The organism is Streptomyces sp. NPDC049915 (genome assembly GCF_040656475.1).
Lineage (GTDB): Bacteria > Actinomycetota > Actinomycetes > Streptomycetales > Streptomycetaceae > Streptomyces.
In genome coordinates this window covers 479,215-499,249 of the sequence record NZ_JBFAMH010000004.1, presented here as the reverse complement: position 1 = coordinate 499,249, position 20,035 = coordinate 479,215, and the positions used below count along the sequence as shown (strand labels likewise).

Sequence of the window (20,035 nt, the reverse complement as noted above, 5' to 3'; positions counted from 1 at the left end):
GCCGGTGGGCACGACAGGTGAGTGGGACGGGAGGGGGGTACGGGCGGCGCGCCTGCTACACGGCCATGCCGTACACGATCGTGAACAGCGTGCCGAGCGAGCCGATGATGAACACCCCCGTGAGCCCGGCGATGATGAGCCCCTTGCCCTGTTCGGCGCTGAAGGTGTCCCGCAGGGCGGTGGCGCCGATACGCTGCTTGGCGGCCCCCCATACGGCGATGCCGAGGCAGAGCAGGATGGCGACGGCCATCACCACCTCGATCATCACCTTGGCTTCGTTGCCCAGGCTGCCGAACGGGCCCCAGTCCGGAGCGATCCCGCCGATGATGGTGTTGATGTCTCCCTTGTCGGCCGCAAAGAGCATGTAAGTCACCGCCCCTGTTGGGTAGTTCCGCAGTCCCCTGCGGTGTGCAGAGGTCAGGCCTCATTCTCGCCGACGATGCCGCTGTCGTATGTCGACTTGGCGTCATTCGCTGGCGGGTTTCGTACGAACAGCTTGCGAAGAGTCGTATGGTCACTCTGTGTATCACGACGGGTCACGCCGGGCAATGAGGCCGGTGCGGAACCAGTGGTGTGGTTCCGTCGTTGTGCCCTCTTGTGACCTGGGCCGTTTCTGACGGTTGATCGGGTGAGCGGTCGTGTCACTGTTCCGAGGGTGAAGGCTATCTCCGGCCGGGGGAAGGGGGCGCGGTGGGCCCGTGTGCGGCGGGCGTGGTGACGCAGGGTCAGGGCCGGCGCGGGGTGAGGCCGTGCAGCAGGTGGTGGACGTGGTCGTCCAGGCCGTCGAGGGCCTCCTGGGCGGGGAGCGCGCAGCTGGCGACGAGGGCGGCGAGGCCGTGCAGGCTCGCGGCCATGACCATGGTGATGCGCTCGGGGTCGCCCGCGACGAGTTCGCCGCGCTGCTGGGCATCGGCGACCAGGTGGGTGAGGGAGCCGATGGAGCGTTCGACGGCGTCGGCTAGCTGGGCGTCCGGCTCGTGTTTGCGGGCGAACATCAGCTCGAGCAGCGCGGGGTTGTCGATGGCGAACCCGAGGTAGGCGTGGGCGAGTGACGCCAGACGCTGCGGCAGGGGGAGTCCTGGGGTGTCGGCGCTGTGCAGGGCCCGGATGAGCCGTTCGTAGCCGGTGAGGGCGAGGGCGTCGAGCAGGGCCTGCTTGTCCTTGAAGTGCCGGCCCGGGGCGGCGTGGCTGACGCCGATGTCGCGGGCGAGTTCCCGCAGCGAGAGTGCGCCGGCGCCCTTGTCGCGGAGGGTGCGTTCGGCGCTCGTGAGGAGGGCGGCGCGCAGGTCTCCGTGGTGGTAGGGGCGGCTTGCGGGCATGTGGGTCATCGTATCCCGGTGTTGTCAGGAGCAGCATTGTTGGCGCCGTCAGCCTTGTTGTCATTGACAGCATTGTTGGCGATGCCTACATTGGGGGCATGGCTGACAGGCAGAGCAAGTGGAACGTGTCCGCAGTGCCGGATCTGACCGGGCGTACGGCCGTGGTGACCGGCGCCAACAGCGGCATCGGCCTCGTGGCCGCCGGCGCGCTCGCCGGGGCCGGGGCGCACGTCGTCTTCGCGGTGCGGGACGAGGAGCGGGGCGGGGCCGCGGCGGCGACCGTGCGCGGCAGTACCGAGGTGCGCCGGCTGGACCTGGCGGATCTGGCCTCGGTGAAGGAGTTCGCGGCCGGCTGGGAGGGTCCGCTGGACCTGCTGGTCAACAACGCGGGCGTGATGATGGTGCCGCAGGGCCGGACGAAGGACGGCTTCGAGACCCAGTTCGGCACCAACCACCTGGGCCACTTCGCGCTGACCAATCTGCTGCTGCCGCACGTCACGGACCGTGTGGTGACGGTGGCATCCGGCGCGCACCGCTGGCCAGGGGCGGCGATCCACTTCGACGACCTGAACCTGGACCGGCGCTACAACCCGCAGCGCGCCTACGCCCAGTCCAAGCTCGCCAACCTGCTCTTCACGCTGGAGCTCCAGCGCCGCCTGACCGAGGCCGGGTCCCCCGTGCGCGCGCTCGCGGCCCATCCCGGCTGGGCGGCGACCAATCTGCAGAGCCACGCCGCGAACCCGGTGACACGGGTTCTCATGCAGGCCGGCAACCGCCTCCTGGCGCAGGACGACCGGGCCGGCGCCCTGCCGACCCTGTACGCGGCGGTGGCCGACCTGCCCGGCGCGAGCTACGTCGGCCCCGACGGGCTCGGCGAGCTGCGCGGCGCCCCGGCCCTGGTGGGCCGCTCGGCGGCGGCGAGCGACCCGGCGGCGGCACGGCGGCTGTGGACGGCGTCGGAGGAGCTGACGGGGGTGGCGTTCCCAGCGGCGGTGCGGCGGGGCTGACCGGCGGCGTTCCCGGCGGCGGCCGCCCAAAACGCCTGAGCCGCCTTTCACCGGGGTGGCGCCGTTCGGGTGTCGCGGTGCGGCCCGGCGTCGTAGCGTGGGGCTGCCGCGCCGGGCGGACGCCGGAGGTTGACGGGGCCGCCCGGGGGCAAGCGGTGCGGTGTCGGTGCGATGAAGGACGGAGGCAGCCCTGTCATGGCCGTTGTCGTGGTCGGCGTCGTCATCGGTGTCCCGGTCGGTCCGGCCGGAGCTCCGCGGTTTCCGCGATGCGTGCAGCCGCCGCTGCCGCGCGTCTGACGATTTTCTCACCTTCGTCCGCCACAGTGGTCGCCGATGAAGCGCTCCTCACGCTCCGTGGGCCCTCGCAGACGCGCCTTTTTCGGCGTGCTCGTGCTGCTGGCCGGTGTTTCCTCCTCCGTCGCCGCCGCGGACGCCGGGCCCGGCCCCCTCGGTGTGACCGTGCGGGCCGCACCCACTCCGCCGAGCGCCCGGATCGGGGCGCTCTTCCACGCCGACCGCGCCGACTGGACGGGCGGTCACTTCTGCACCGCCTCCGTCGTGCACAGTGCGCACCGCGACCTCATCGTCACGGCCGCGCACTGCCTGGGCGGTGACGGCGACACCGACCTGGTGTTCGTGCCGGGCTACCGGTACGGCAAGGCGCCCTACGGCGTGTGGCCGGTGCAGCGGATGCTGCTGCCGGACGGGTGGGAGGCGGGCCGCAGCGAGGACAGCGACGTGGCCTTCGCCGTGCTCGCGCCGCGGGGCGGCAAGCACGTGGAGGACGTCGTCGGCGCCAACCGGTTCGTCACCGGTACGACGACGGGGGCCACCGCGGTCACCGTCACCGGGTACCCCGACGAGGAGGAGGCGCCGGTGGTGTGCACCAACAAGCCGGCGGCGCACAGCCGTACGCAGCAGCGGATCGTCTGCCCCGGCTTCAGCACCGGCACGAGCGGCAGCCCCTGGGTCAATGGGGACGGACAGGTCGTGGGCGTCCTAGGCGGCCACGAGGACGGCGGCGACACGGACGACGTGTCCTACAGCGTGGTCCTCGGCAGGGAGGCGGCGGAGGCGTACCGGGACGCGGTGGGCCTGCCCTGAGTCGTCAGGTCGGGGTCACAGTGGCGGCGCTGTCTCGGCCAATGTAAGCGGCCCCACCCACGAGAGCTCCGGTTGCGGCGGATTCCGGGTGGGAAGCTCCTAAACTGGCGCGGGCGGACTCCCGGTCGGTGAGGGGCGGTTGACGGTGCGTAAGGCGTGGCTCTGGGCGGGTGGCGCCGCCGCGGCAGGAGTGAGCTTCGTGCTGCTGCTCGTCGTCGGGGTGTACGTCGTCGCCGGGAACCTCATGAACGGCGTCGGCGGAGCCGGCCGGGCGCTGGCCAAGGGTGCGGTGCCCGCCGCCTACCAGACCCTCGTGCAGAAGTGGGGCAATCTGTGCCCCGCGCTCAACCCCGCGCTGCTCGCCGCCCAGCTCTACCAGGAGAGCGGGTTCAATCCGTCCGCCAGGAGCCCGGCGAAGGCACTGGGGATAGCGCAGTTCATCCCCGGCACCTGGGCGACGCACGGCATCGACGGCGACGGCGACGGCGACCGTGACATCTGGGACCCGAATGACGCGATTCCATCGGCCGCGTCGTACGACTGCGAACTCTCCACGTACGTCAAGGATGTCCCCGGCAACGCCACGCACAACATGCTCGCCGCCTACAACGCGGGCGCGTACGCGGTCATCAAGTACGGGGGTGTGCCGCCGTACAAGGAGACCCAGAACTACGTGAGGACGATCACCACGCTGGAGGACAGCTTTGCCGCGCCCGTCAGCCGCATCGACCCCTCCAAACAGGCCGCCGGCGCGATCTACTTCGCTCAGAAGAAGCTAGGCACGCCCTATCTGTGGGGTGGTGAGGGTACGCCTGAGCAGGGCGGACGGTTCGACTGCTCGGGGCTGACGCAGGCCGCCTACCAGACCGTGGGCATCACCCTGCCGCGGGTCGCCAACGACCAGTACAACGCGGGGCCGCACCCCAAGCGGGACGAACTGCTGCCGGGGGACCTGGTGTTCTTCTCCCACGATCCGGCCGACTCGCGGCAGATCCACCATGTCGGCATCTACGTCGGCGGCGGGTACATGATCGACGCACCGCGCACCGGGGCCGTCATCCGGTTCGACCCGATCGACACGGGCGACTACTTCGGGGCCACCCGGGTCACCGAAGATGGCGCGAAAGCGCTCCCCACCTCGGTGTGAACCGTCTGTGAAGCCATCCCCTGAGCTGCGGTGATGAGTCTCTCTTCGATAACGTCTGCGTGATCATTCGGTGGAGGGTGGAACGTATCAACAGGGGCCGTGCGTTCCTGTTGACGTAGTCGAGCGCGCGTCTGACGTAAGCGGGTCTACACACCACGGGGGTGGGCAGCAGCGGCGCACGCGAGGTGCGTCCGGGACAACGACGAAGGGGCCGCAGCACGATGGCTGGACTCGCCGAATCCGGGTCGAACCCCGACGTCGACCTGCTCTACGACATCAACGGCCTGGCCAAGGACGCTCCGCACTGGTTCGACCGGGTCATGGAGTTCGTCGGCGAGTACGGGCTGCTGCTCGCCATGGTCCTGCTGGTCCTGTGGTGCTGGTGGACCGTGCGGCGCCGGGGCGGTGAGGAGGCCGCCTCCTCGGTGGCCGGGCTGGTGTGGGCGCCGCTCGCGGCCGGTATCGCCGTCCTCGTCAATGTCCCGATCCGCGGCTTCGTGCAGCGGCCGCGGCCCTTCACCGACCACCAGGGCCTGGACGTCCTCGTCTCCGGCAAGAACGACTTCTCCTTCGTCAGCGACCACGCCACCCTCACCATGGCCATGGGCGTCGCCCTGTTCGTCACCAACCGCCGCTTCGGGCTCGCCGGCATCGCACTCGCCCTCCTCGAAGGTTTCTGCCGTGTCTTCATGGGGGTGCACTACCCGACCGACGTCATCGGCGGCTTCGCCCTCGGTACGGCCGTGGCGCTGCTGCTGTCGCCGCTCGCCACGGCGCTGCTGACGCCGCTCGCCAAGGCCGTGGAGCGGTCGAGGGCCGGATGGCTGATCCGCTCCCGGCGGCGGCCGGCCGGCGGGCAGGAGGCGCTGATCCCGAACGCGCGCTCCGGGCAGCAGGCCGGCAGCGAGGAACGGGACCTGGCCGCCTGAGCGGTCGCCGGGCCCCTACAGGGCCTGCGGGAAGGTGAAGAAGCGGTTCGGGTCGTAGGTCTTCTTCACCTGCGCCAGGCGGGCCGCGGCGTCGCCGTAGTAGGCGGTGCGCCAGTTCCGCAGCGTCGCGTCGGTGTAGTTCTGGTACGCCGCCCCCGAGGCGTACGGCCGCATCGCGCCGTGCGCGCTCGCCAGCCAGGACTGGGACGTCGTACCGGGCGTGCCCGCGCGCCAGGCGGCGATGTACTGGGCCAGCATGCGGGAGCGGCGGTGCACGAAGGCCGTCGCGGTCGGGGCGACGCGGTTCACGGCGCCGCCGAGCGCGGTCAGCGCGAAGCTGCCGGTGCCGCCGCGGACCGACTTGATCTGCGCGAGCAGGGCCTGGATGCCCGCCGGTGACAGGGAATGGTCGAAGAAGTCCGAGCGGGCCGCGTACGTCTCGCGGTGCAGCAGGCCCTGCGGCGAGCGGCCCGGCGTCGCGCCCGGCAGGTGGCACTGCGCGTCGGCGGAGAAGGCCGAGCAGCCGGCGTAGATCTCCATCGCCTCCGCGTAGGAGCGGCGGCGCAGGGAGACGCTGAGGGCGTTCGCGCCGGCGCTGTGCGCGAGGCGGTCGACGGCGTTCTTCAACTCGCCGTAGGTGCCGAGGGAGAAGGCGGAGACGGTGACGGTCGGGGTGCCGCCGGAGGTGTTGGCCAGGTGCAGCGACGACCAGATCTCGTCGGGCTGTGCGGGGCCCCACTCCTGCCATGCCCTCACCACCGCGGCCGCCTTCGACCACGGCCAGCTCAGGTACGCGGTCACGGCCTGCGGGGCGGGGTGGGTGCGGAAGTGCAGTTCGGTGACGACACCGAAGTTGCCGTTGCCCGCGCCGCGCAGGGCCCAGAACAGCTCGGGGTGGTTCTTGGCGTCGGCGGTGAGCTGGCGGCCGTCCGCGGTGACGAGGGTGGCGGCGGTGAGGCTGTCGCAGGTCAGGCCGTAGGCGCGGGAGACCACGCCGTGGCCGCCGCCGAGGGTGAGACCGGAGACGCCGACGGTGGGGCAGGAACCGGCGGGTATCGTCGCGCCCTTCGCGGCCAGGCCGCGGTAGACGTCGATCAGTTTGGCGCCGGCGCCGACCACCGCCGTGGTGCCCGAGGCGCGGACCCGGTTGAGCTTGGAGACGTCGAGGATCAGGCGGTCGTCGCCGGAGGACCAGCCGGCGTAGGAGTGGCCGCCGTTGCGGATCGCGACGGTGAGGTGGTGGGCGCGGGCGTAGGCGAGGGTGGTGCGGATGTCGTCGGCGTGCGCGACATAGGCGACGGCGGTGGGCTTCAGGCTGTCGAAGCGGGTGTTGTAGAGCTGGCGGGCGGCCGCCCAGGCGGCCTCGCCGGGGCGCACGAGGGTGCCGTCGAGGTCCCGGGCGAGGGCGGTGAGGCCGGCGGGGGCGGCGGCGGTGGTTTTCAGCGGGAGGCTGGAGGAGCGGGCCGCCGCTTGCGCTTTGGTGCCGTCCGCTTCGGTGCCGCCCGTGCAGGCGGCCGTGGTCGCCGTGGTGACCGCGGCCGCGGTCCCGCCGAGGAAGGTGCGCCGGTCCATGTGTGGGTCTCCGTCCCGTGGGGCTTTCTGTGGGTGGGGACGGGGTGGAGGCGCGCGGGGTTCCCTCGTGGCCGTGCGGTCACGGCGCGTTCGCGTGGGTCTCCGCGTCGGTTCTGGCCTGGCTTCGGGCCCGGCGCGCCGGGCCGCGCCAGCCGCATGTGCAGCGGGCCAGGCAGAAGCGGCCTTGTTCGACGGTGGTCGTGTGGTGTTCCTGGCGGGTCGACGAAGGACCGTCCTGCTGGGTCACGTCTCCACCGTAGCGGGGGATGGTTAACGGCCCGTCGGACGGTGACGGCCCCCGCTCCCGGGCCGTGACGGCTCCACCTACCCGTCGTTAACCGGAACGACAGGCGGCCCACGACGGACGTACCGGCTGGGGGTAGGCAGGCGATGGCACAGCGGCGGCAGCGCTGGCGGCATACAGGCGGGGCACTCGCCACGGCCGGGGTCATGGTGTGCGTGTGCGCCGGTGCCGCGGGGTGCTCCGGCAGCGGGGCCGCCGCGGAGGACGCCCGGGGCGCCGACGAGGCCGTCGGGCTGCTCCGGCAGGCGCCGGACCGGCTGGAGGCCGGCGGGAGTTCGAAGGCGCGCACGGCGATGGAGATGGCGACCGGCGGCACCCGCGTGACGATCCGCGGCGAGGGCGTCTACGACTTCCGGCGCCGGCTGGGGCAGTTGCGGGTGATCCTGCCGCAGGACCCGGCGGGGCGAGGTGAGCACCGGCCGATCACGGAACTGCTCGCTCCGGGCGCGCTGTTCATGAAGAACCGGGGCGCCGGGGTGCCCGCCGACAAATGGGTGCGGGTGGAGACCGCCCAGGTCTCCGACGGCAACCTCGTCACCGGTGGCGCGACCGACCCGTTCGCCGCCGCCGAGGTGCTGCGCGGCACGCGCACCGCGACCTATGTGGGGCGTACCGAGGTCGCGGGGACGCCGGTGCGGCACTACCGCGGCACCGCCGACCTGGCCGCGGCCGCGCGCAGCGCCGTGGTCCCCGCCGACCGGGACGCGCTGCGCGCCGCGGCGAAAGGGTTCGCCACCGCGCTGGTGCCGTTCGACGTCTATCTCGACGACGCCGGCCGCATCCGCAAGATCCGGCACCGGTTCAGTTTCGTCAACGGGCAGAAGAAGGACGCCGTGGCGGTCGCCTCGACGACGCTGCTGTACGACTTCGGTGTCCCCGTCGCCGTACGACTGCCGAGGAGTGCGGACATCTACGACGGGCGGATCGCCGAGTAGCCGAGGACTAGCCCTTCCGTGCCATGCGCGGGCTGCGGGCCGCTCCCTACTCTAGGAAGCCGGTGACGGCAGAGATGAGGTGAGGCTCGTGGCTCCGCTCGGCGGTACGGCGGTTCAGGACCATGTGGCCCTCGCCGAGATAGAGCTGTGCTGTGAGCTGATCATCGCCGCCTCGGCCGCCCGGGAGCGGCTCAGCATGGAGAGCATCGACGAGGTGCTGCGCGTGGCCGAGGAGCGGGACGCCCGCGAGGGGTGAGCGGGCCGGTCCCGCGCCGGCGCCGCCTCAGGTGCGCAGCATGCGGGCGATGGCCTGCGTGGCCTCCTTCACCTTCGCCTCGATCTCGTCGCCGCCCTTGACGGCCGCGTCGGCGACGCAGTGCCGCAGGTGCTCCTCCAGCAGTTGCAGCGCGAAGGACTGCAGCGCCTTGGTGGAGGCCGACACCTGGGTGAGTATGTCGATGCAGTAAACGTCCTCGTCGACCAGGCGCTGCAGGCCGCGGATCTGGCCCTCGATGCGGCGCAGGCGCTTGAGGTGCTCGGCTTTCTGGTGGTGGTACCCGTGCACGCCGCGGTCGTGGTCGGTCACCACGTCCGGCGTCGCGGTCGCCTGGTCCGCCTCGGTCGCGGAGGGCGCACCCGCGCCGGCCTCGGTGGTCGTCATCGCGTCCTCCCAGTGTGCTGCCATGTGTGCCGACCCGTGTCCAGATTACGGCTATATACCCCTGGTGGGTATATGGTACCGAAGTTTGCCGGGTAGAAGGGGATGCGGCCGCGGAAGCCCCCGTGCCGACCAGTCTCGTCGATGGGCGACACTGGGGGGCGGCCCGTTAGCCGTGGCCGGATGATGCGCCTAGCATCAGCCTGACCGAAACCGATGCATCCCGAGGACCCCACGTGCGCTTTCGTCTGACCCCCAGGGAGACGAGCTTCTACGACATGTTCGCCGCGTCCGCGGACAACATCGTCACCGGCTCGAAACTCCTGATGGAACTGCTCGGGGCGGACACCTCCGCCCGGGCCGAGATCGCAGAGCGTATGCGGGCCGCGGAACACGCGGGTGACGACGCCACGCACGCGATCTTCCACCAGCTGAACTCCTCTTTCATCACGCCGTTCGACCGCGAGGACATCTACACCCTCGCCTCGTCCCTCGACGACATCATGGACTTCATGGAGGAGGCCGTCGACCTGGTCGTCCTCTACAACGTCGAGGATCTCCCCAAGGGCGTCGAGCAGCAGATCGAGGTCCTGGCGCGGGCCGCCGAGCTCACCGCCGAGGCCATGCCGAACCTGCGGACGATGCAGAACCTGACCGAGTACTGGATCGAGGTCAACCGCCTCGAGAACCAGGCCGACCAGATCCACCGCAAGCTGCTCGCCCACCTCTTCAACGGCAAGTACGACGCCATCGAGGTGCTCAAGCTCAAGCAGATCGTGGATGTGCTGGAGGAGGCGGCGGACGCCTTCGAGCACGTGGCGAACACGGTGGAGACCATCGCCGTCAAGGAGTCCTGACCCCTCCATGGACACCTTCGCTCTGGTCGTGACCGTCGCGGTCGCGCTCTTCTTCACGTACACCAACGGCTTCCACGACTCCGCGAACGCGATCGCCACCTCGGTCTCCACCCGCGCGCTCACCCCGCGGGCGGCGCTGGCGATGGCCGCGGTGATGAACCTCGCCGGCGCCTTCCTGGGGTCGGGCGTCGCCAAGACCGTCAGTGAGGGCCTGATCGAGACGCCGCAGGGTTCCACGGGGATGGCCATCCTCTTCGCGGCCCTGGTCGGCGCGATCGTGTGGAACCTGGCCACCTGGTACTACGGTCTGCCCTCCTCCTCGTCCCACGCGCTGTTCGGCGGCATGGTGGGCGCGGCCCTGGCGGGCGGCACGGAGGTGCTGTGGAACGGCGTCCTCGACAAGATCGTCATCCCGATGTTCCTGTCCCCGGTCGTCGGCCTGGTGGTCGGTTACCTGGTCATGACGGCGATCATGTGGCTGTTCCGCCGGTCCAACCCGCACAAGGCCAAGCGGGGCTTCCGTATCGCCCAGACCGTCTCGGCCGCCGGCATGGCCCTCGGCCACGGTCTGCAGGACGCCCAGAAGACGATGGGCGTCGTGGTGCTGGCACTGGTCATTTCCGGCCACGAGACGTTCAGTGACCCGATCCCGGTCTGGGTGAAGCTCGTCTGCGCGGTGATGCTGTCCCTGGGCACGTACGCCGGTGGCTGGCGGATCATGCGCACCCTGGGCCGCAAGATCATCGAACTGGACCCGCCGCAGGGGTTCGCGGCGGAGGCGACGGGCGCGTCGATCATGTTCACCACCGCGTTCATCTTCAAGGCGCCGATCTCCACGACCCATGTCATCACCTCCGCGATCATGGGCGTCGGCGCGACGAAGCGGGTCAACGCCGTGCGCTGGGGCGTCGCCAAGAACATCGTGCTCGGCTGGTTCATCACCATGCCGGCCGCCGGGCTCGTCGCGGCCGCGGTGTTCGGGGTCGAGAAGCTGGCGTTCCTCTGATCCGACACGGTTGACAGACCAACGGGCCCGCCCCCCGGGAGCCAGGGGGCGGGCCCTTTTGGTGCCTCGCGGTGGCACCGCCATGCAGCACGGCGGGGGGTTTGGGCGGTCGGTCGGCCGGGGTTGCTGGGCGGGGCGGGTCGGCCGAGGGGTGTGGGCCGGCCGACGGGTGCGGTCGAGGCGGGCGGCGCGGCCAGGGGTGCCGCTCAGCCGAGCAGGCGGCTCGGCCGCTGACGGCTGCGCGCACAGACCAACGGGCCCGCCCCCCGGGAGCCAGGGGGCGGGCCCTTTTGGTGCCTCGCGGTGGCACCGCCATGCAGCACCGCGAGGGGCTTGGGCGGCTGCCCGGCCGAAGCCGCAGATCAGCCGCGGGCGGGGCTCAGCCGAAGCGGCCGGAGATGTAGTCCTCCGTCGCCTGCACCGACGGGTTGGAGAAGATCCGCTCCGTGTCGTCGATCTCGACCAGTCGGCCGGGCTGGCCGACGGCCGCCAGGTTGAAGAACGCGGTGCGGTCCGAGACGCGCGCGGCCTGCTGCATGTTGTGCGTCACGATGACGATCGTGAAGCGCTCCTTCAGCTCGCCGATCAGGTCCTCGATGGCGAGGGTGGAGATCGGGTCCAGGGCCGAGCAGGGCTCGTCCATCAGCAGCACCTTCGGCTCGACCGCGATCGCGCGGGCGATGCACAGACGCTGCTGCTGACCGCCGGACAGACCGGAGCCGGGCTTGTTCAGGCGGTCCTTGACCTCGTTCCAGAGGTTGGCGCCCCTGAGCGACTTCTCGACGACGTCGTTCAGCTCGCTCTTCTTGTAGTTGCCGTTCAGACGCAGGCCCGCCGCCACGTTGTCGAAGATCGACATGGTGGGGAAGGGGTTCGGGCGCTGGAAGACCATGCCGACCTCGCGGCGCACGGCGACCGGGTCGACCCCGGTGCCGTACAGGTCCTCGTCGTCCAGCATCACCTTGCCCTCGACGCGGCCGCCGGGGGTGACCTCGTGCATGCGGTTCAGGGTGCGCAGGAACGTCGACTTGCCGCAGCCCGAGGGGCCGATGAACGCGGTCACCGAGCGGGGCTCGATGGTCATCGAGATGTCCTCGATCGCGCGGTGTGAGCTGTAGTAGGCGGACAGTCCGCTGACGTCGATTCGCTTGGCCATGATTACGTCACTTCCAGAGTTCGTCGGTCGCTGTATGGCCGCGTCAGCGACCGGTCTTCGGGGCCTTCCAGCGGGCGATGCCGCGGGCCACCAGGTTGAGGATCATCACGAAGGCGATCAGGGTCAGCGCCGCCGCCCAGGCGCGGTCGTAGGCCGCGTTGGCACCGGAGCTGTTCGCGTACTGCTGGTAGATGTACAGCGGCAGCGAGGCCTGCGGGTCCTGGAACGGGTTGCTGTTGATGAAGCTGGTCTTCCACACCAGCAGCAGCACCGGGGCGGTCTCACCGGTGATGCGCGCGACCGCGAGCATCACACCGGTGGTGATGCCGCCGATCGACGTCGGCAGGACCACCTTCAGGATGGTGCGCCACTTGGGCACGCCCAGGGCGAGGGACGCCTCGCGCAGCTCGTTCGGGACGAGCTTGAGCATCTCCTCGGTGGAGCGCACGACCACGGGCATCATCAGGATCGACAGCGCGAGCGCCCCGGCGAAGCCGGAGTAGCCCATGTTCAGGATGAGGATCCAGAAGCTGAGGACGAACAGGCCGGCGACGATGGACGGGATGCCCGTCATGACGTCGACGAAGAAGGTGACGGCCGTGGCGAGCTTGCCGCGGCCGTACTCGACCAGGTAGATCGCGGTGAGGACACCGACCGGCACGGAGATCAGGGAGGCGATGCCCACCTGCTCCAGGGTGCCGAGGATGGCGTGGTAGATGCCGCCGCCGGGCTCGGAGTCGCCGACCACGCCCATCGAGTGGGTCAGGAAGTAGACGTCGAGGACCTTCACACCGCGCTTCACGGTCGCCCAGATCAGCGACGCCAGCGGGATCACGGCGAGCAGGAAGCAGACCCAGACCAGGGCGGTCGCGATGCGGTCCTTGGCCTGGCGGCGGCCCTCGACGCGGGCGGAAACGGTGAAGGTGCTCAGCACGAACAGGATCGCGGCGATCACGCCCCACTGGACCCTGCTGTCCAGGCCGGCGGCCAGGCCGATACCCACGGCGACGGCCAGCGAGCCGGCGGCGAACCCCCACGGGGACCACTTCGGCAGACGGGCGCCCTGCAGCGAGCTGCTGCGCTTGTCGGTGACGACGGCTGCGGTGCTCATGCGTTGGCCCCCGAGTACTCCTTGCGGCGATTGATGATCATGCGCGCCGCGCCGTTGACCAGCAGGGTGATGACGAACAGGACCAGACCGGAGGCGATCAGCGCATCCTGGCCCAGCTCGGTGGCCTCGCTGAACTTGCTGGCGATGTTCTGGGCGAACGTGCCGCCGCCCGGGTCGAGCAGGCTGGCCTTGATCTCGAAGGTCGGGGAGAGGACCGTGGCCACGGCCATCGTCTCGCCGAGGGCGCGGCCGAGGCCGAGCATCGAGGCGGAGATCACGCCGGAGCGGCCGAAGGGCAGCACCGACATCCGGATGACCTCCCAGCGCGTGGCGCCGAGGGCGAGCGCCGCCTCCTGGTGCATCAGCGGGGTCTGCCGGAATACCTCACGGCTGACGTTGGTGATGATCGGCAGGATCATGATCGCGAGCAGGATGCCCACGGTGAGCAGCGAGCGCGCGGCGCCGCCCTGCCAGGAGAAGATGCCGGTCCAGCCCAGGTAGTCGTCCAGCCAGCTGTACAGGCCGCCGAGGTGCGGGACCAGGATCAGGGCGCCCCACAGGCCGTACACGATGGACGGCACCGCGGCGAGCAGGTCGACGACGTACGCGATGACGCCGCTCAGGCGGCGCGGCGCGTAGTGGGTGAGGAACAGCGCGATGCCCACCGCGACCGGGACCGCGAGGGCCATGGCGATGATCGAGGAGACCACCGTGCCGAAGGCCAGCACCGCGATGCCGAAGACCGGCGGGTCGACGTTGGTGTTCCAGTCGAACGTGGTGAGGAAGTTCCCGTCGTCCTTGCTGATGGCGATGGACGCTCGGTAGGTGAGGAAGACCGCGATCGCGGCCATGACCACCAGCAGGAAGATGCCGGATCCGCGGGAGAGGCCGAGGAAGATCCGGTCACCGGGGCGGGTGGCGCCGCGGCCCGCGCGCTTGGTCTCGGCGGCGGGGCGCTCGGGTGCGGGGGGAGGTGCGTCTGTGGTCTGCGTCGATATGTTCATCGGGTTCTCCGGTCTGCGGAGCCACACGCGGGACGGGCGGCTCGGTGGGGTCGTACTGAGTGGGACGGCCCCGGGCGGCGGTGCACCGGACGGTGCGGCCCGGTTCCGGTGGGAACCGGGCCGCACGCTCGTTTAGCTCAGGCCCTCGACGGTGGTGCGGACCTTGGAGATGATCTCGGCGGGGATGGGGGCGTAGGAGTTCTGGGACAGGACCTTCTGGCCGTCCTCGGAGGCGACGTAGCGCAGGAACGCCTTGGTGCCGGCGAGGGTGTCGGACTTGTTGCCCTTGTCGCAGACGATCTCGTAGGTGACCAGGGTCAGCGGGTAGGCGCCGGCCTCGCTCGGGTTGTAGTTCAGCTTCAGCGCCAGGTCCTGGCCGGTGCCGGCGATCTTGGCGGAGGCGATCGCCTTGGAGGCGTTCTCCGCGGTGGCCTTGGCCGGCTCGGCGGCGGCGGTCTTCAGGTCGACGGTCTTGAGGCCGTCGGAGGCGTAGGACAGCTCGAAGTACGAGATCGCACCGGCGGTCTGCTTGACCTGCGCGGCGAGGCCGGAGGAGCCCTGCGCGGCCTGGCCGCCCTTGGCCTGCCACGCCTTGCCGCCCGAGTACGGCCAGTCGGTCTTGGCCTGGCTGATCAGGTACTTGGTGAAGTTGTCGGTGGTGCCGGACTCGTCCGAGCGGTGGAACGCCTGGATCTTGAGGTCGGGCAGCTTGGCGTTCGGGTTGAGCGCCGCGATCGCCTTGTCGTTCCAGTTGGTGATCTTGCCGTCGAAGATCTTCGCGATCGTCGAGGCGTCCAGGACCAGGCTGTCCACGCCCGGCACGTTGTAGCCGAGGGCGATCGGGCCGCCGACCATGGGCAGGTCGATGGCCTGGCCGCCGGAGCAGACCTTCTTGGACTGGGCGACCTGCTCGGGCTTCAGTGCGGAGTCCGAACCGGCGAACGCGGTCTGGCCCTGCAGGAAGGCGGTGATACCGGCGCCCGAACCGGTCGGGTTGTAGTTGACCTGCACGCTGTTGCAGGCCTGCGTGAACTGCTTCACCCAGGCGTCGATCGCGTTCTTCTGCGCCGTCGAGCCCGATGCCTGCAGCTGGCCCTTGGCGTCGTCGCACTTGATGTTGCCCGCGGCCGCGGACGTCGAGGAGCCACCCCCGCTCGACTTGCTGCCCGTGTCGTCGGAGCCGCACGCCGTGAGGGCCAGGGCGCCGGAGACGGCGAGTGCGCCGAGGGCGAGGGCCCGCCGGTTCATGCGCTGAAGCTTCACTGAGGAATTCCTTCCAGGAGCCGCCGTCCTGAATTCGGCGGCGTGCGTGGTTGCTGCGAAGCCGGGGTCGAGCGGACGCGTCCCCCCAGATCGCGTCCGCACCGGGTAAGGCCGAAATTAGGCAGAAGAGGTGAAGCCGCCGAAGGGCATAAATGAACGAGAGGTGAACCCCTAGGGACGGTGTGGTTAGGTCACGGAACGCTCACGTCGAGGACACGGCCGGATTCCGGAGCAAGTGGTACGGAAGGTGGCGGTGGGGTGGCTGTGAGGGGGGAGGCCAGGGGGTTCCGGCGGGTGCCGGGCTGGAGTGCGGGGCTGGAGTGCGGGGATGGGGTGCGGGGGTGGGGTGCCGGGTGGTGGGCCCGGCGGGTGGTCGGGCTTCGCGCTGCGGTGGGCCGGGTGGGTGGGCTCGGCTTCGCGCCGCTTACCGTCCCCGGCCGGGATCGGTCCGCCGGGCCCGACTATGTCAGGCGCAGGGCCTGGAGCAGCGCGTCGACGAGCGTGCGGTCCCTCGGCTGGGTGAGGCGGGCGCGGGCCGCCGCCGGGGGCAGCCACAGGATCCGGTCGACCTCGTCGGTCGGGGTGAAGGTGCCCCCGGTGACCTCGGCCGCCCAGTAGCGGACCCGCTTGGGGCGGCCGTTCGCCAGGTAGTGCTGGGTGGGCAGCTCGGCGCCGGGCGCGGCCGTGTGGCCGGTCTCCTCGAGGGTTTCGCGCAGCGCTCCGGCCAGGTCGGTCTCGGCGTGCTTGAGCTTGCCCTTCGGGAAGGACCAGTCGTCGTACTTCGGCCGGTGCACGAGGCACAGCTCCAGTGTCCCGTCGAGCGGGGAGCGGCGCCACAGGACACAGCCCGCGGCCCGGACGACGGGGGCGTTCGCGGGGGGTGTAGGGGGTGTGGGGGGTGTCGGGTGCATGGCCTGGTGCTCCTTAAAGGGAGTCCTGCGTCCTCAGGGGAGTCCTACGGCTTCCTTCGCCCAGGTCCGCTGGAACGCGTACCGGGCCGCTTCCACCTCGTGGCGCTGGTCGGCGTGCAGCACACCGAGGGCGTACGCCGTCGCCGGGGCGATCCGCGGGGTGCGGGCCGCTTGGGCCGCCGCGGCCGCCGCCTCCGAGGCGTCCCGGTGCCGGTCCAGGGCCTGCCCGGCCTGCAGCAGCCGTACGTTCGGCACGGGTTCGCCGCCGAGCAGGGCCTCCTGGGCGTAGCGGTGCAGGCGCAGCAGCAGGCGGACCTGGTGCCAGGGCGCGTCCTGCGGATGCGGGGCGGGCGGGTCGGGCGACAGGCCGTGCACCAGTGCCTCGGCGTTGTACGGGCTGCCCGCGGTGACCAGCGGCAGCGCGGCCACCGCGTCGGTCAGCCGCTCCCGGGCCGCCCCGGCCAGCGGGCGCAGATCGGCCGCCGGGGAGACGAGGGGGACCTCGCTGGCGAGTAAGGCGACCTTGTCGGCGACCGCGTGGAACCGGGCCGAGCCGAGGGCCTGCAGCGCGGTGGAGTGCGCCCGGGTCCGGGCCAGTGTCAGCTGCCGGTCCAGCAGCGCGCCCGCCTTGGCCGCGCCGACGGTGAGCTGACCGCGTTCGGTCGCCGTCGAGTGGTGGGTGCCGACGGACTGCGCGGGGAGTGCCGTCGCGCCCGACAGCCGGTGCAGCGCCGTCAACAGCCGCTCGAGGCGGGCCTCGTAGGCGTGCTCCAGGGCCAGGGTGCCGGAGACCCAGGCCAGTTCGGGGCGCATCTCCTCCGACCAGTCGGCATCCAGGACCGGGCGGAAGGTGTGCAGGCTGCCACTGATACGGCGGGCCGCGCGCCGCAGGGCCCGGGCGGCGTCGACGGACGCGTGCGGTGTCTCGGCCGCCCGTGCCCCGTTCGCCCTTCCTCCGCTGGGCGTCCCGTTCGTCCTTGCCGCGTTGGGCGTGCCGTTCGTCCTTCCTGCGTTGGTCGTGCCGCCCGCTTCCCGGTGCAGGCGCAGCGCCCTCAGGAACTCCGTCGCCTGGGCACGGAGATAGTCTGCGAGCGCGTCCCCCGTGGGGGCACCTCCCTGCTCGAGCGCAGCCGAGAGCTCGGGGGACGGCCCGGCGGTGGGATCCGTCAGGTCATGGTGTTGCTGTGCCACGCCGGCGCCTCCGGGCGTCTATGAGCGTCTCCTGGACGTTGCGCAGGGGTTGACCGTCCGCGTCGGTCGCGTGCCGGGTCCACACGCCGTCCGCGCCCAGGTGCCAGGACGCGGTGGTGGCGGCCATGCCGGTCTCCAGCAGGCGGTTCAGCGCGGCCCGGTGACCGGGGTCGACGACCCGTACGAGGGCCTCGATACGGCGGTCGAGGTTGCGGTGCATCATGTCGGCGCTGCCGATCCACACTTCCGGCTCGCCGCCGTTGCCGAAGGCGAAGATCCGGGAGTGCTCCAGGAAGCGGCCGAGTATGGAACGGACCCGGACGTTCTCCGACAGGCCGGTGACGCCGGGGCGGATCGCGCAGATCCCGCGCACCCAGATGTCGACCGGGACGCCGGCCTGCGAGGCGCGGTACAGCGCGTCGATGATCGCCTCGTCGACCATCGAGTTGACCTTGATGCGCACGAAGGCGGGGCGGCCGGCGCGGTGGTGCTGGATCTCCTTGTCGATGCGGGAGATCAGGCCGTCGCGCAGGGACTTCGGGGCGACCAGCAGGCGACGGTAGGTCTCCCGGCGGGAGTAGCCGGAGAGGCGGTTGAACAGGTCCGACAGGTCTGCGCCGACCTGCGGGTCCGCGGTGAGCAGGCCCAGGTCCTCGTACAGGCGGGCGGTCTTGGGGTGGTAGTTGCCCGTGCCGACGTGGCTGTAGCGGCGCAGCGTCTCGCCTTCCTGGCGGACGACGAGGGACAGCTTGCAGTGCGTCTTCAGGCCGACCAGGCCGTAGACGACGTGGCAGCCGGCCTCCTCCAGCTTGCGCGCCCACTTGATGTTGGCGTGCTCGTCGAAGCGGGCCTTGATCTCGACCAGGACGAGGACCTGCTTGCCGGACTCGGCGGCGTCGATCAGCGCGTCCACTATCGGGGAGTCGCCCGAGGTGCGGTACAGCGTCTGCTTGATCGCCAGCACGTCCGGGTCCAGCGCCGCCTGCTCCAGGAACGCCTGCACGGAGGTGGAGAAGCTGTCGTAGGGGTGGTGCAGCAGCACGTCGCGCTGGCGCAGCGCCGCGAAGATGTCGGGGGCCGACGCCGATTCCACCTCGGCCAGGTCGCGGTGGGTGCCCGCGATGAACTTCGGGTACTTCAGCTCCGGGCGGTCCAGGCTGTGGATGCGGAAGAGGCCGGTGAGGTCCAGGGGGCCGGGGAGCGGGTAGACCTCCGCCTCGGAGACCTTCAGCTCGCGGACCAGCAGGTCGAGGACCTCGCGGTCGATGGACTCCTCCACCTCCAGGCGGACGGGCGGGCCGAAGCGGCGCCGCATGAGTTCCTTCTCGAGGGCCTGGAGGAGGTTCTCGGTGTCGTCCTCCTCCACCTCCAGGTCCTCGTTGCGGGTGAGGCGGAAGGCGTGGTGCTCCAGCACCTCCATGCCCGGGAACAGCTCCTCCAGGTGGGCGGCGATGACGTCCTCGAGGGGGACGTACCGGCCCGGGGAGGCCTCCAGGAAGCGGGAGAGCAGCGGCGGGACCTTGACGCGGGCGAAGTGGCGGTGGCCGCTGACCGGGTTGCGGACGACCACCGCGAGGTTGAGGCTCAGGCCCGAGATGTAGGGGAACGGGTGCGCCGGGTCGACCGCGAGCGGGGTGAGGACCGGGAAGATCTGGTGCCGGAAGAGGGTGAACAGGCGGGCCTGCTCCTTCTCCGCCAGTTCCCTCCAGCGGACCAGGTGGATGCCCTCGTCGGCGAGCGCCGGGGCCACGTCCTCGTGGAAGCAGGCGGCGTGCCGCGCCATCAGCTCACGGGAGCGGGCCCAGATCATCTCCAGCACCTCGCGGGGCTGCAGGCCCGAGGCGGAGCGGGTGGCGACGCCCGTGGCGATACGGCGCTTGAGGCCCGCGACGCGGACCATGAAGAACTCGTCGAGGTTGCTCGCGAAGATCGCCAGGAAGTTGGCGCGCTCGAGGAGGGGGGTGTTCGGGTCCTCGGCGAGCTCCAGGACCCGTTCGTTGAAGGCCAGCCAGCTGCGTTCTCGGTCCAGGAAGCGGCCTTGCGGGAGTGTGCTGCCGGCCTGGCCGTCCTGGGACTCGTCGTACGCGTCGAGATCCGCGTCGAGGTCGGGGTCGAGGTCGGAGACAGGGGCGGACACCGTGTGGGGGCGGTGCGCGGCGATGGAGCCCACGGAAGGCTGCGCTTGCTGGACCTTGTCCTGCGTCTCTGACTGGCTCATGGACCCATTCTTCCGCGCCAGGAGGGTGACGGGCGCGTCGGAAAGTGCGGGGCCCTCCGGGGGGTGCTGGGGCTCGGGCACGGCGGGCTTCATTGCGCGAGCGTCGCAAGCTCGTCTGAATCGATGGTTACGGGGATATGACGTGAGGGTGCCGGTGCCTGCGGCGCTTTTGGTGGTTGTTCGTCTGCGGGTGCGCGGCGGCTGGTCGCGCCGTTCCCCGCGCCCCTTTTGTGCCTGCGGCGGCCCGTTGCGGTGGGTGGGTGGCTGGTGTCGCGCCTGCGGTCGTCTGTGGGTCGGGGCCGGGGTGGGGGGTGTCCGTCCTCGGTCCGGCCGCCCGTTTCCG

At 71.0% G+C, this 20,035-nt stretch carries 20 protein-coding genes; 8 read left to right on the top strand and 12 right to left on the bottom strand.

Going from position 1 to position 20,035, the window contains the following annotated elements:
• Positions 1 to 55: 55 nt before the first annotated feature.
• Together AB0J12_RS09705 and AB0J12_RS09700 are read right to left on the bottom strand one after the other, a co-directional pair.
• Positions 56 to 364, bottom strand: coding sequence for a hypothetical protein (locus AB0J12_RS09705; RefSeq protein ID WP_014673544.1), 309 nt, complete (start codon positions 362 to 364; stop codon positions 56 to 58).
• A gap of 361 nt (positions 365 to 725) precedes the next feature.
• Positions 726 to 1,328 carry a TetR/AcrR family transcriptional regulator gene (locus AB0J12_RS09700; RefSeq protein ID WP_363263700.1) on the bottom strand — a complete coding sequence of 201 codons (603 nt, stop codon included), beginning with the start codon at positions 1,326 to 1,328 and terminating at the stop codon, positions 726 to 728.
• Between the two features lie 89 nt (positions 1,329 to 1,417).
• Between AB0J12_RS09700 and AB0J12_RS09695 the strand changes: the two genes are divergently transcribed.
• The 4 genes from AB0J12_RS09695 to AB0J12_RS09680 all read left to right on the top strand — a co-directional run bounded on the left by AB0J12_RS09695 (position 1,418) and on the right by AB0J12_RS09680 (position 5,506).
• Positions 1,418 to 2,326 carry an oxidoreductase gene (locus AB0J12_RS09695; RefSeq protein WP_363263699.1) on the top strand — a complete coding sequence of 303 codons (909 nt, stop codon included), beginning with the start codon at positions 1,418 to 1,420 and terminating at the stop codon, positions 2,324 to 2,326.
• A gap of 333 nt (positions 2,327 to 2,659) precedes the next feature.
• Positions 2,660 to 3,430 (top strand): trypsin-like peptidase domain-containing protein, encoded by a 771-nt coding sequence (locus AB0J12_RS09690; protein WP_363263698.1) that lies wholly within the window; start codon positions 2,660 to 2,662, stop codon positions 3,428 to 3,430.
• Positions 3,431 to 3,569: 139 nt separating this feature from the next.
• On the top strand, positions 3,570 to 4,577 hold the full coding sequence (locus AB0J12_RS09685; protein ID WP_363263697.1) for an NlpC/P60 family protein: 1,008 nt from the start codon (positions 3,570 to 3,572) through the stop codon (positions 4,575 to 4,577).
• A 221-nt stretch (positions 4,578 to 4,798) separates the two neighbouring features.
• The gene (locus tag AB0J12_RS09680) at positions 4,799 to 5,506 is read left to right on the top strand and encodes a phosphatase PAP2 family protein (RefSeq protein WP_363263696.1); all 708 of its coding nucleotides are present in this window, start codon (positions 4,799 to 4,801) and stop codon (positions 5,504 to 5,506) included.
• Positions 5,507 to 5,521: 15 nt separating this feature from the next.
• On the opposite strand, the gene AB0J12_RS09675 is transcribed toward AB0J12_RS09680, so the two are convergent.
• On the bottom strand, positions 5,522 to 7,078 hold the full coding sequence (locus AB0J12_RS09675; RefSeq protein WP_363263695.1) for an FAD-binding oxidoreductase: 1,557 nt from the start codon (positions 7,076 to 7,078) through the stop codon (positions 5,522 to 5,524).
• A 79-nt stretch (positions 7,079 to 7,157) separates the two neighbouring features.
• Positions 7,158 to 7,325: a hypothetical protein gene (locus AB0J12_RS09670; RefSeq protein WP_363263694.1), complete on the bottom strand. Its 168-nt coding sequence runs from the start codon at positions 7,323 to 7,325 to the stop codon at positions 7,158 to 7,160.
• Between the two features lie 143 nt (positions 7,326 to 7,468).
• On the opposite strand from AB0J12_RS09670, the gene AB0J12_RS09665 reads away from it, so the two are divergent.
• Together AB0J12_RS09665 and AB0J12_RS09660 are read left to right on the top strand one after the other, a co-directional pair.
• Positions 7,469 to 8,317 (top strand): hypothetical protein, encoded by an 849-nt coding sequence (locus AB0J12_RS09665; protein ID WP_363263693.1) that lies wholly within the window; start codon positions 7,469 to 7,471, stop codon positions 8,315 to 8,317.
• A gap of 88 nt (positions 8,318 to 8,405) precedes the next feature.
• On the top strand, positions 8,406 to 8,573 hold the full coding sequence (locus AB0J12_RS09660) for a hypothetical protein (RefSeq protein WP_361636124.1): 168 nt from the start codon (positions 8,406 to 8,408) through the stop codon (positions 8,571 to 8,573).
• 27 nt (positions 8,574 to 8,600) lie between these two features.
• Here AB0J12_RS09660 and AB0J12_RS09655 read toward each other — a convergent pair whose 3' ends face one another.
• Entirely contained in the window at positions 8,601 to 8,978 is a 378-nt protein-coding gene (locus tag AB0J12_RS09655; protein ID WP_363263731.1) for a metal-sensitive transcriptional regulator, read from the bottom strand.
• Between the two features lie 233 nt (positions 8,979 to 9,211).
• Between AB0J12_RS09655 and AB0J12_RS09650 the strand changes: the two genes are divergently transcribed.
• Together AB0J12_RS09650 and AB0J12_RS09645 are read left to right on the top strand one after the other, a co-directional pair.
• The gene (locus AB0J12_RS09650; protein WP_363263692.1) at positions 9,212 to 9,832 is read left to right on the top strand and encodes a DUF47 family protein; all 621 of its coding nucleotides are present in this window, start codon (positions 9,212 to 9,214) and stop codon (positions 9,830 to 9,832) included.
• Positions 9,833 to 9,839: 7 nt separating this feature from the next.
• Positions 9,840 to 10,838: an inorganic phosphate transporter gene (locus AB0J12_RS09645; protein ID WP_363263691.1), complete on the top strand. Its 999-nt coding sequence runs from the start codon at positions 9,840 to 9,842 to the stop codon at positions 10,836 to 10,838.
• A gap of 379 nt (positions 10,839 to 11,217) precedes the next feature.
• Here the strand turns inward: AB0J12_RS09645 and pstB are convergent, their stop codons facing one another.
• The 7 genes from pstB to AB0J12_RS09610 all read right to left on the bottom strand — a co-directional run bounded on the left by pstB (position 11,218) and on the right by AB0J12_RS09610 (position 19,692).
• Complete coding sequence (gene pstB, locus AB0J12_RS09640) at positions 11,218 to 11,994, bottom strand: phosphate ABC transporter ATP-binding protein PstB (protein ID WP_363263690.1); 777 nt, start codon at positions 11,992 to 11,994, stop codon at positions 11,218 to 11,220.
• A gap of 43 nt (positions 11,995 to 12,037) precedes the next feature.
• The gene (pstA, locus tag AB0J12_RS09635) at positions 12,038 to 13,105 is read right to left on the bottom strand and encodes a phosphate ABC transporter permease PstA (RefSeq protein WP_363263689.1); all 1,068 of its coding nucleotides are present in this window, start codon (positions 13,103 to 13,105) and stop codon (positions 12,038 to 12,040) included.
• Positions 13,102 to 14,109, bottom strand: coding sequence for a phosphate ABC transporter permease subunit PstC (pstC, locus tag AB0J12_RS09630; protein WP_363263688.1), 1,008 nt, complete (start codon positions 14,107 to 14,109; stop codon positions 13,102 to 13,104). Before pstC ends, pstA begins: the two co-directional genes overlap by 4 nt.
• 132 nt (positions 14,110 to 14,241) lie before the next feature.
• Positions 14,242 to 15,372: a phosphate ABC transporter substrate-binding protein PstS gene (pstS, locus tag AB0J12_RS09625; RefSeq protein ID WP_363263687.1), complete on the bottom strand. Its 1,131-nt coding sequence runs from the start codon at positions 15,370 to 15,372 to the stop codon at positions 14,242 to 14,244.
• Between the two features lie 461 nt (positions 15,373 to 15,833).
• Entirely contained in the window at positions 15,834 to 16,283 is a 450-nt protein-coding gene (locus AB0J12_RS09620) for an NUDIX hydrolase (protein ID WP_363263686.1), read from the bottom strand.
• A gap of 33 nt (positions 16,284 to 16,316) precedes the next feature.
• Positions 16,317 to 17,474, bottom strand: a complete 1,158-nt coding sequence (locus AB0J12_RS09615; RefSeq protein ID WP_363263685.1) for a CHAD domain-containing protein — start codon at positions 17,472 to 17,474, stop codon at positions 16,317 to 16,319.
• Positions 17,455 to 19,692, bottom strand: a complete 2,238-nt coding sequence (locus tag AB0J12_RS09610; protein WP_363263684.1) for an RNA degradosome polyphosphate kinase — start codon at positions 19,690 to 19,692, stop codon at positions 17,455 to 17,457. Before AB0J12_RS09610 ends, AB0J12_RS09615 begins: the two co-directional genes overlap by 20 nt.
• Positions 19,693 to 20,035 lie beyond the last annotated feature (343 nt).

Bases quoted from the DNA above. Each gene is read 5' to 3' on its own strand.
- AB0J12_RS09700 (WP_363263700.1), bottom strand. From the start codon at position 1,328: ATGACCCACATGCCCGCAAGCCGCCCCTACCACCACGGAGACCTGCGC.
- AB0J12_RS09695 (WP_363263699.1), top strand. From the start codon at position 1,418: ATGGCTGACAGGCAGAGCAAGTGGAACGTGTCCGCAGTGCCGGATCTG.
- pstB (WP_363263690.1), bottom strand. From the start codon at position 11,994: ATGGCCAAGCGAATCGACGTCAGCGGACTGTCCGCCTACTACAGCTCA.
- pstA (WP_363263689.1), bottom strand. From the start codon at position 13,105: ATGAGCACCGCAGCCGTCGTCACCGACAAGCGCAGCAGCTCGCTGCAG.
- pstC (WP_363263688.1), bottom strand. From the start codon at position 14,109: ATGAACATATCGACGCAGACCACAGACGCACCTCCCCCCGCACCCGAG.
- AB0J12_RS09680 (WP_363263696.1), top strand. From the start codon at position 4,799: ATGGCTGGACTCGCCGAATCCGGGTCGAACCCCGACGTCGACCTGCTC.
- AB0J12_RS09620 (WP_363263686.1), bottom strand. From the start codon at position 16,283: ATGCACCCGACACCCCCCACACCCCCTACACCCCCCGCGAACGCCCCC.
- AB0J12_RS09690 (WP_363263698.1), top strand. From the start codon at position 2,660: ATGAAGCGCTCCTCACGCTCCGTGGGCCCTCGCAGACGCGCCTTTTTC.
- AB0J12_RS09655 (WP_363263731.1), bottom strand. From the start codon at position 8,978: ATGACGACCACCGAGGCCGGCGCGGGTGCGCCCTCCGCGACCGAGGCG.
- AB0J12_RS09705 (WP_014673544.1), bottom strand. From the start codon at position 364: ATGCTCTTTGCGGCCGACAAGGGAGACATCAACACCATCATCGGCGGG.
- AB0J12_RS09665 (WP_363263693.1), top strand. From the start codon at position 7,469: ATGGCACAGCGGCGGCAGCGCTGGCGGCATACAGGCGGGGCACTCGCC.
- AB0J12_RS09645 (WP_363263691.1), top strand. From the start codon at position 9,840: ATGGACACCTTCGCTCTGGTCGTGACCGTCGCGGTCGCGCTCTTCTTC.
- AB0J12_RS09675 (WP_363263695.1), bottom strand. From the start codon at position 7,078: ATGGACCGGCGCACCTTCCTCGGCGGGACCGCGGCCGCGGTCACCACG.
- AB0J12_RS09610 (WP_363263684.1), bottom strand. From the start codon at position 19,692: ATGAGCCAGTCAGAGACGCAGGACAAGGTCCAGCAAGCGCAGCCTTCC.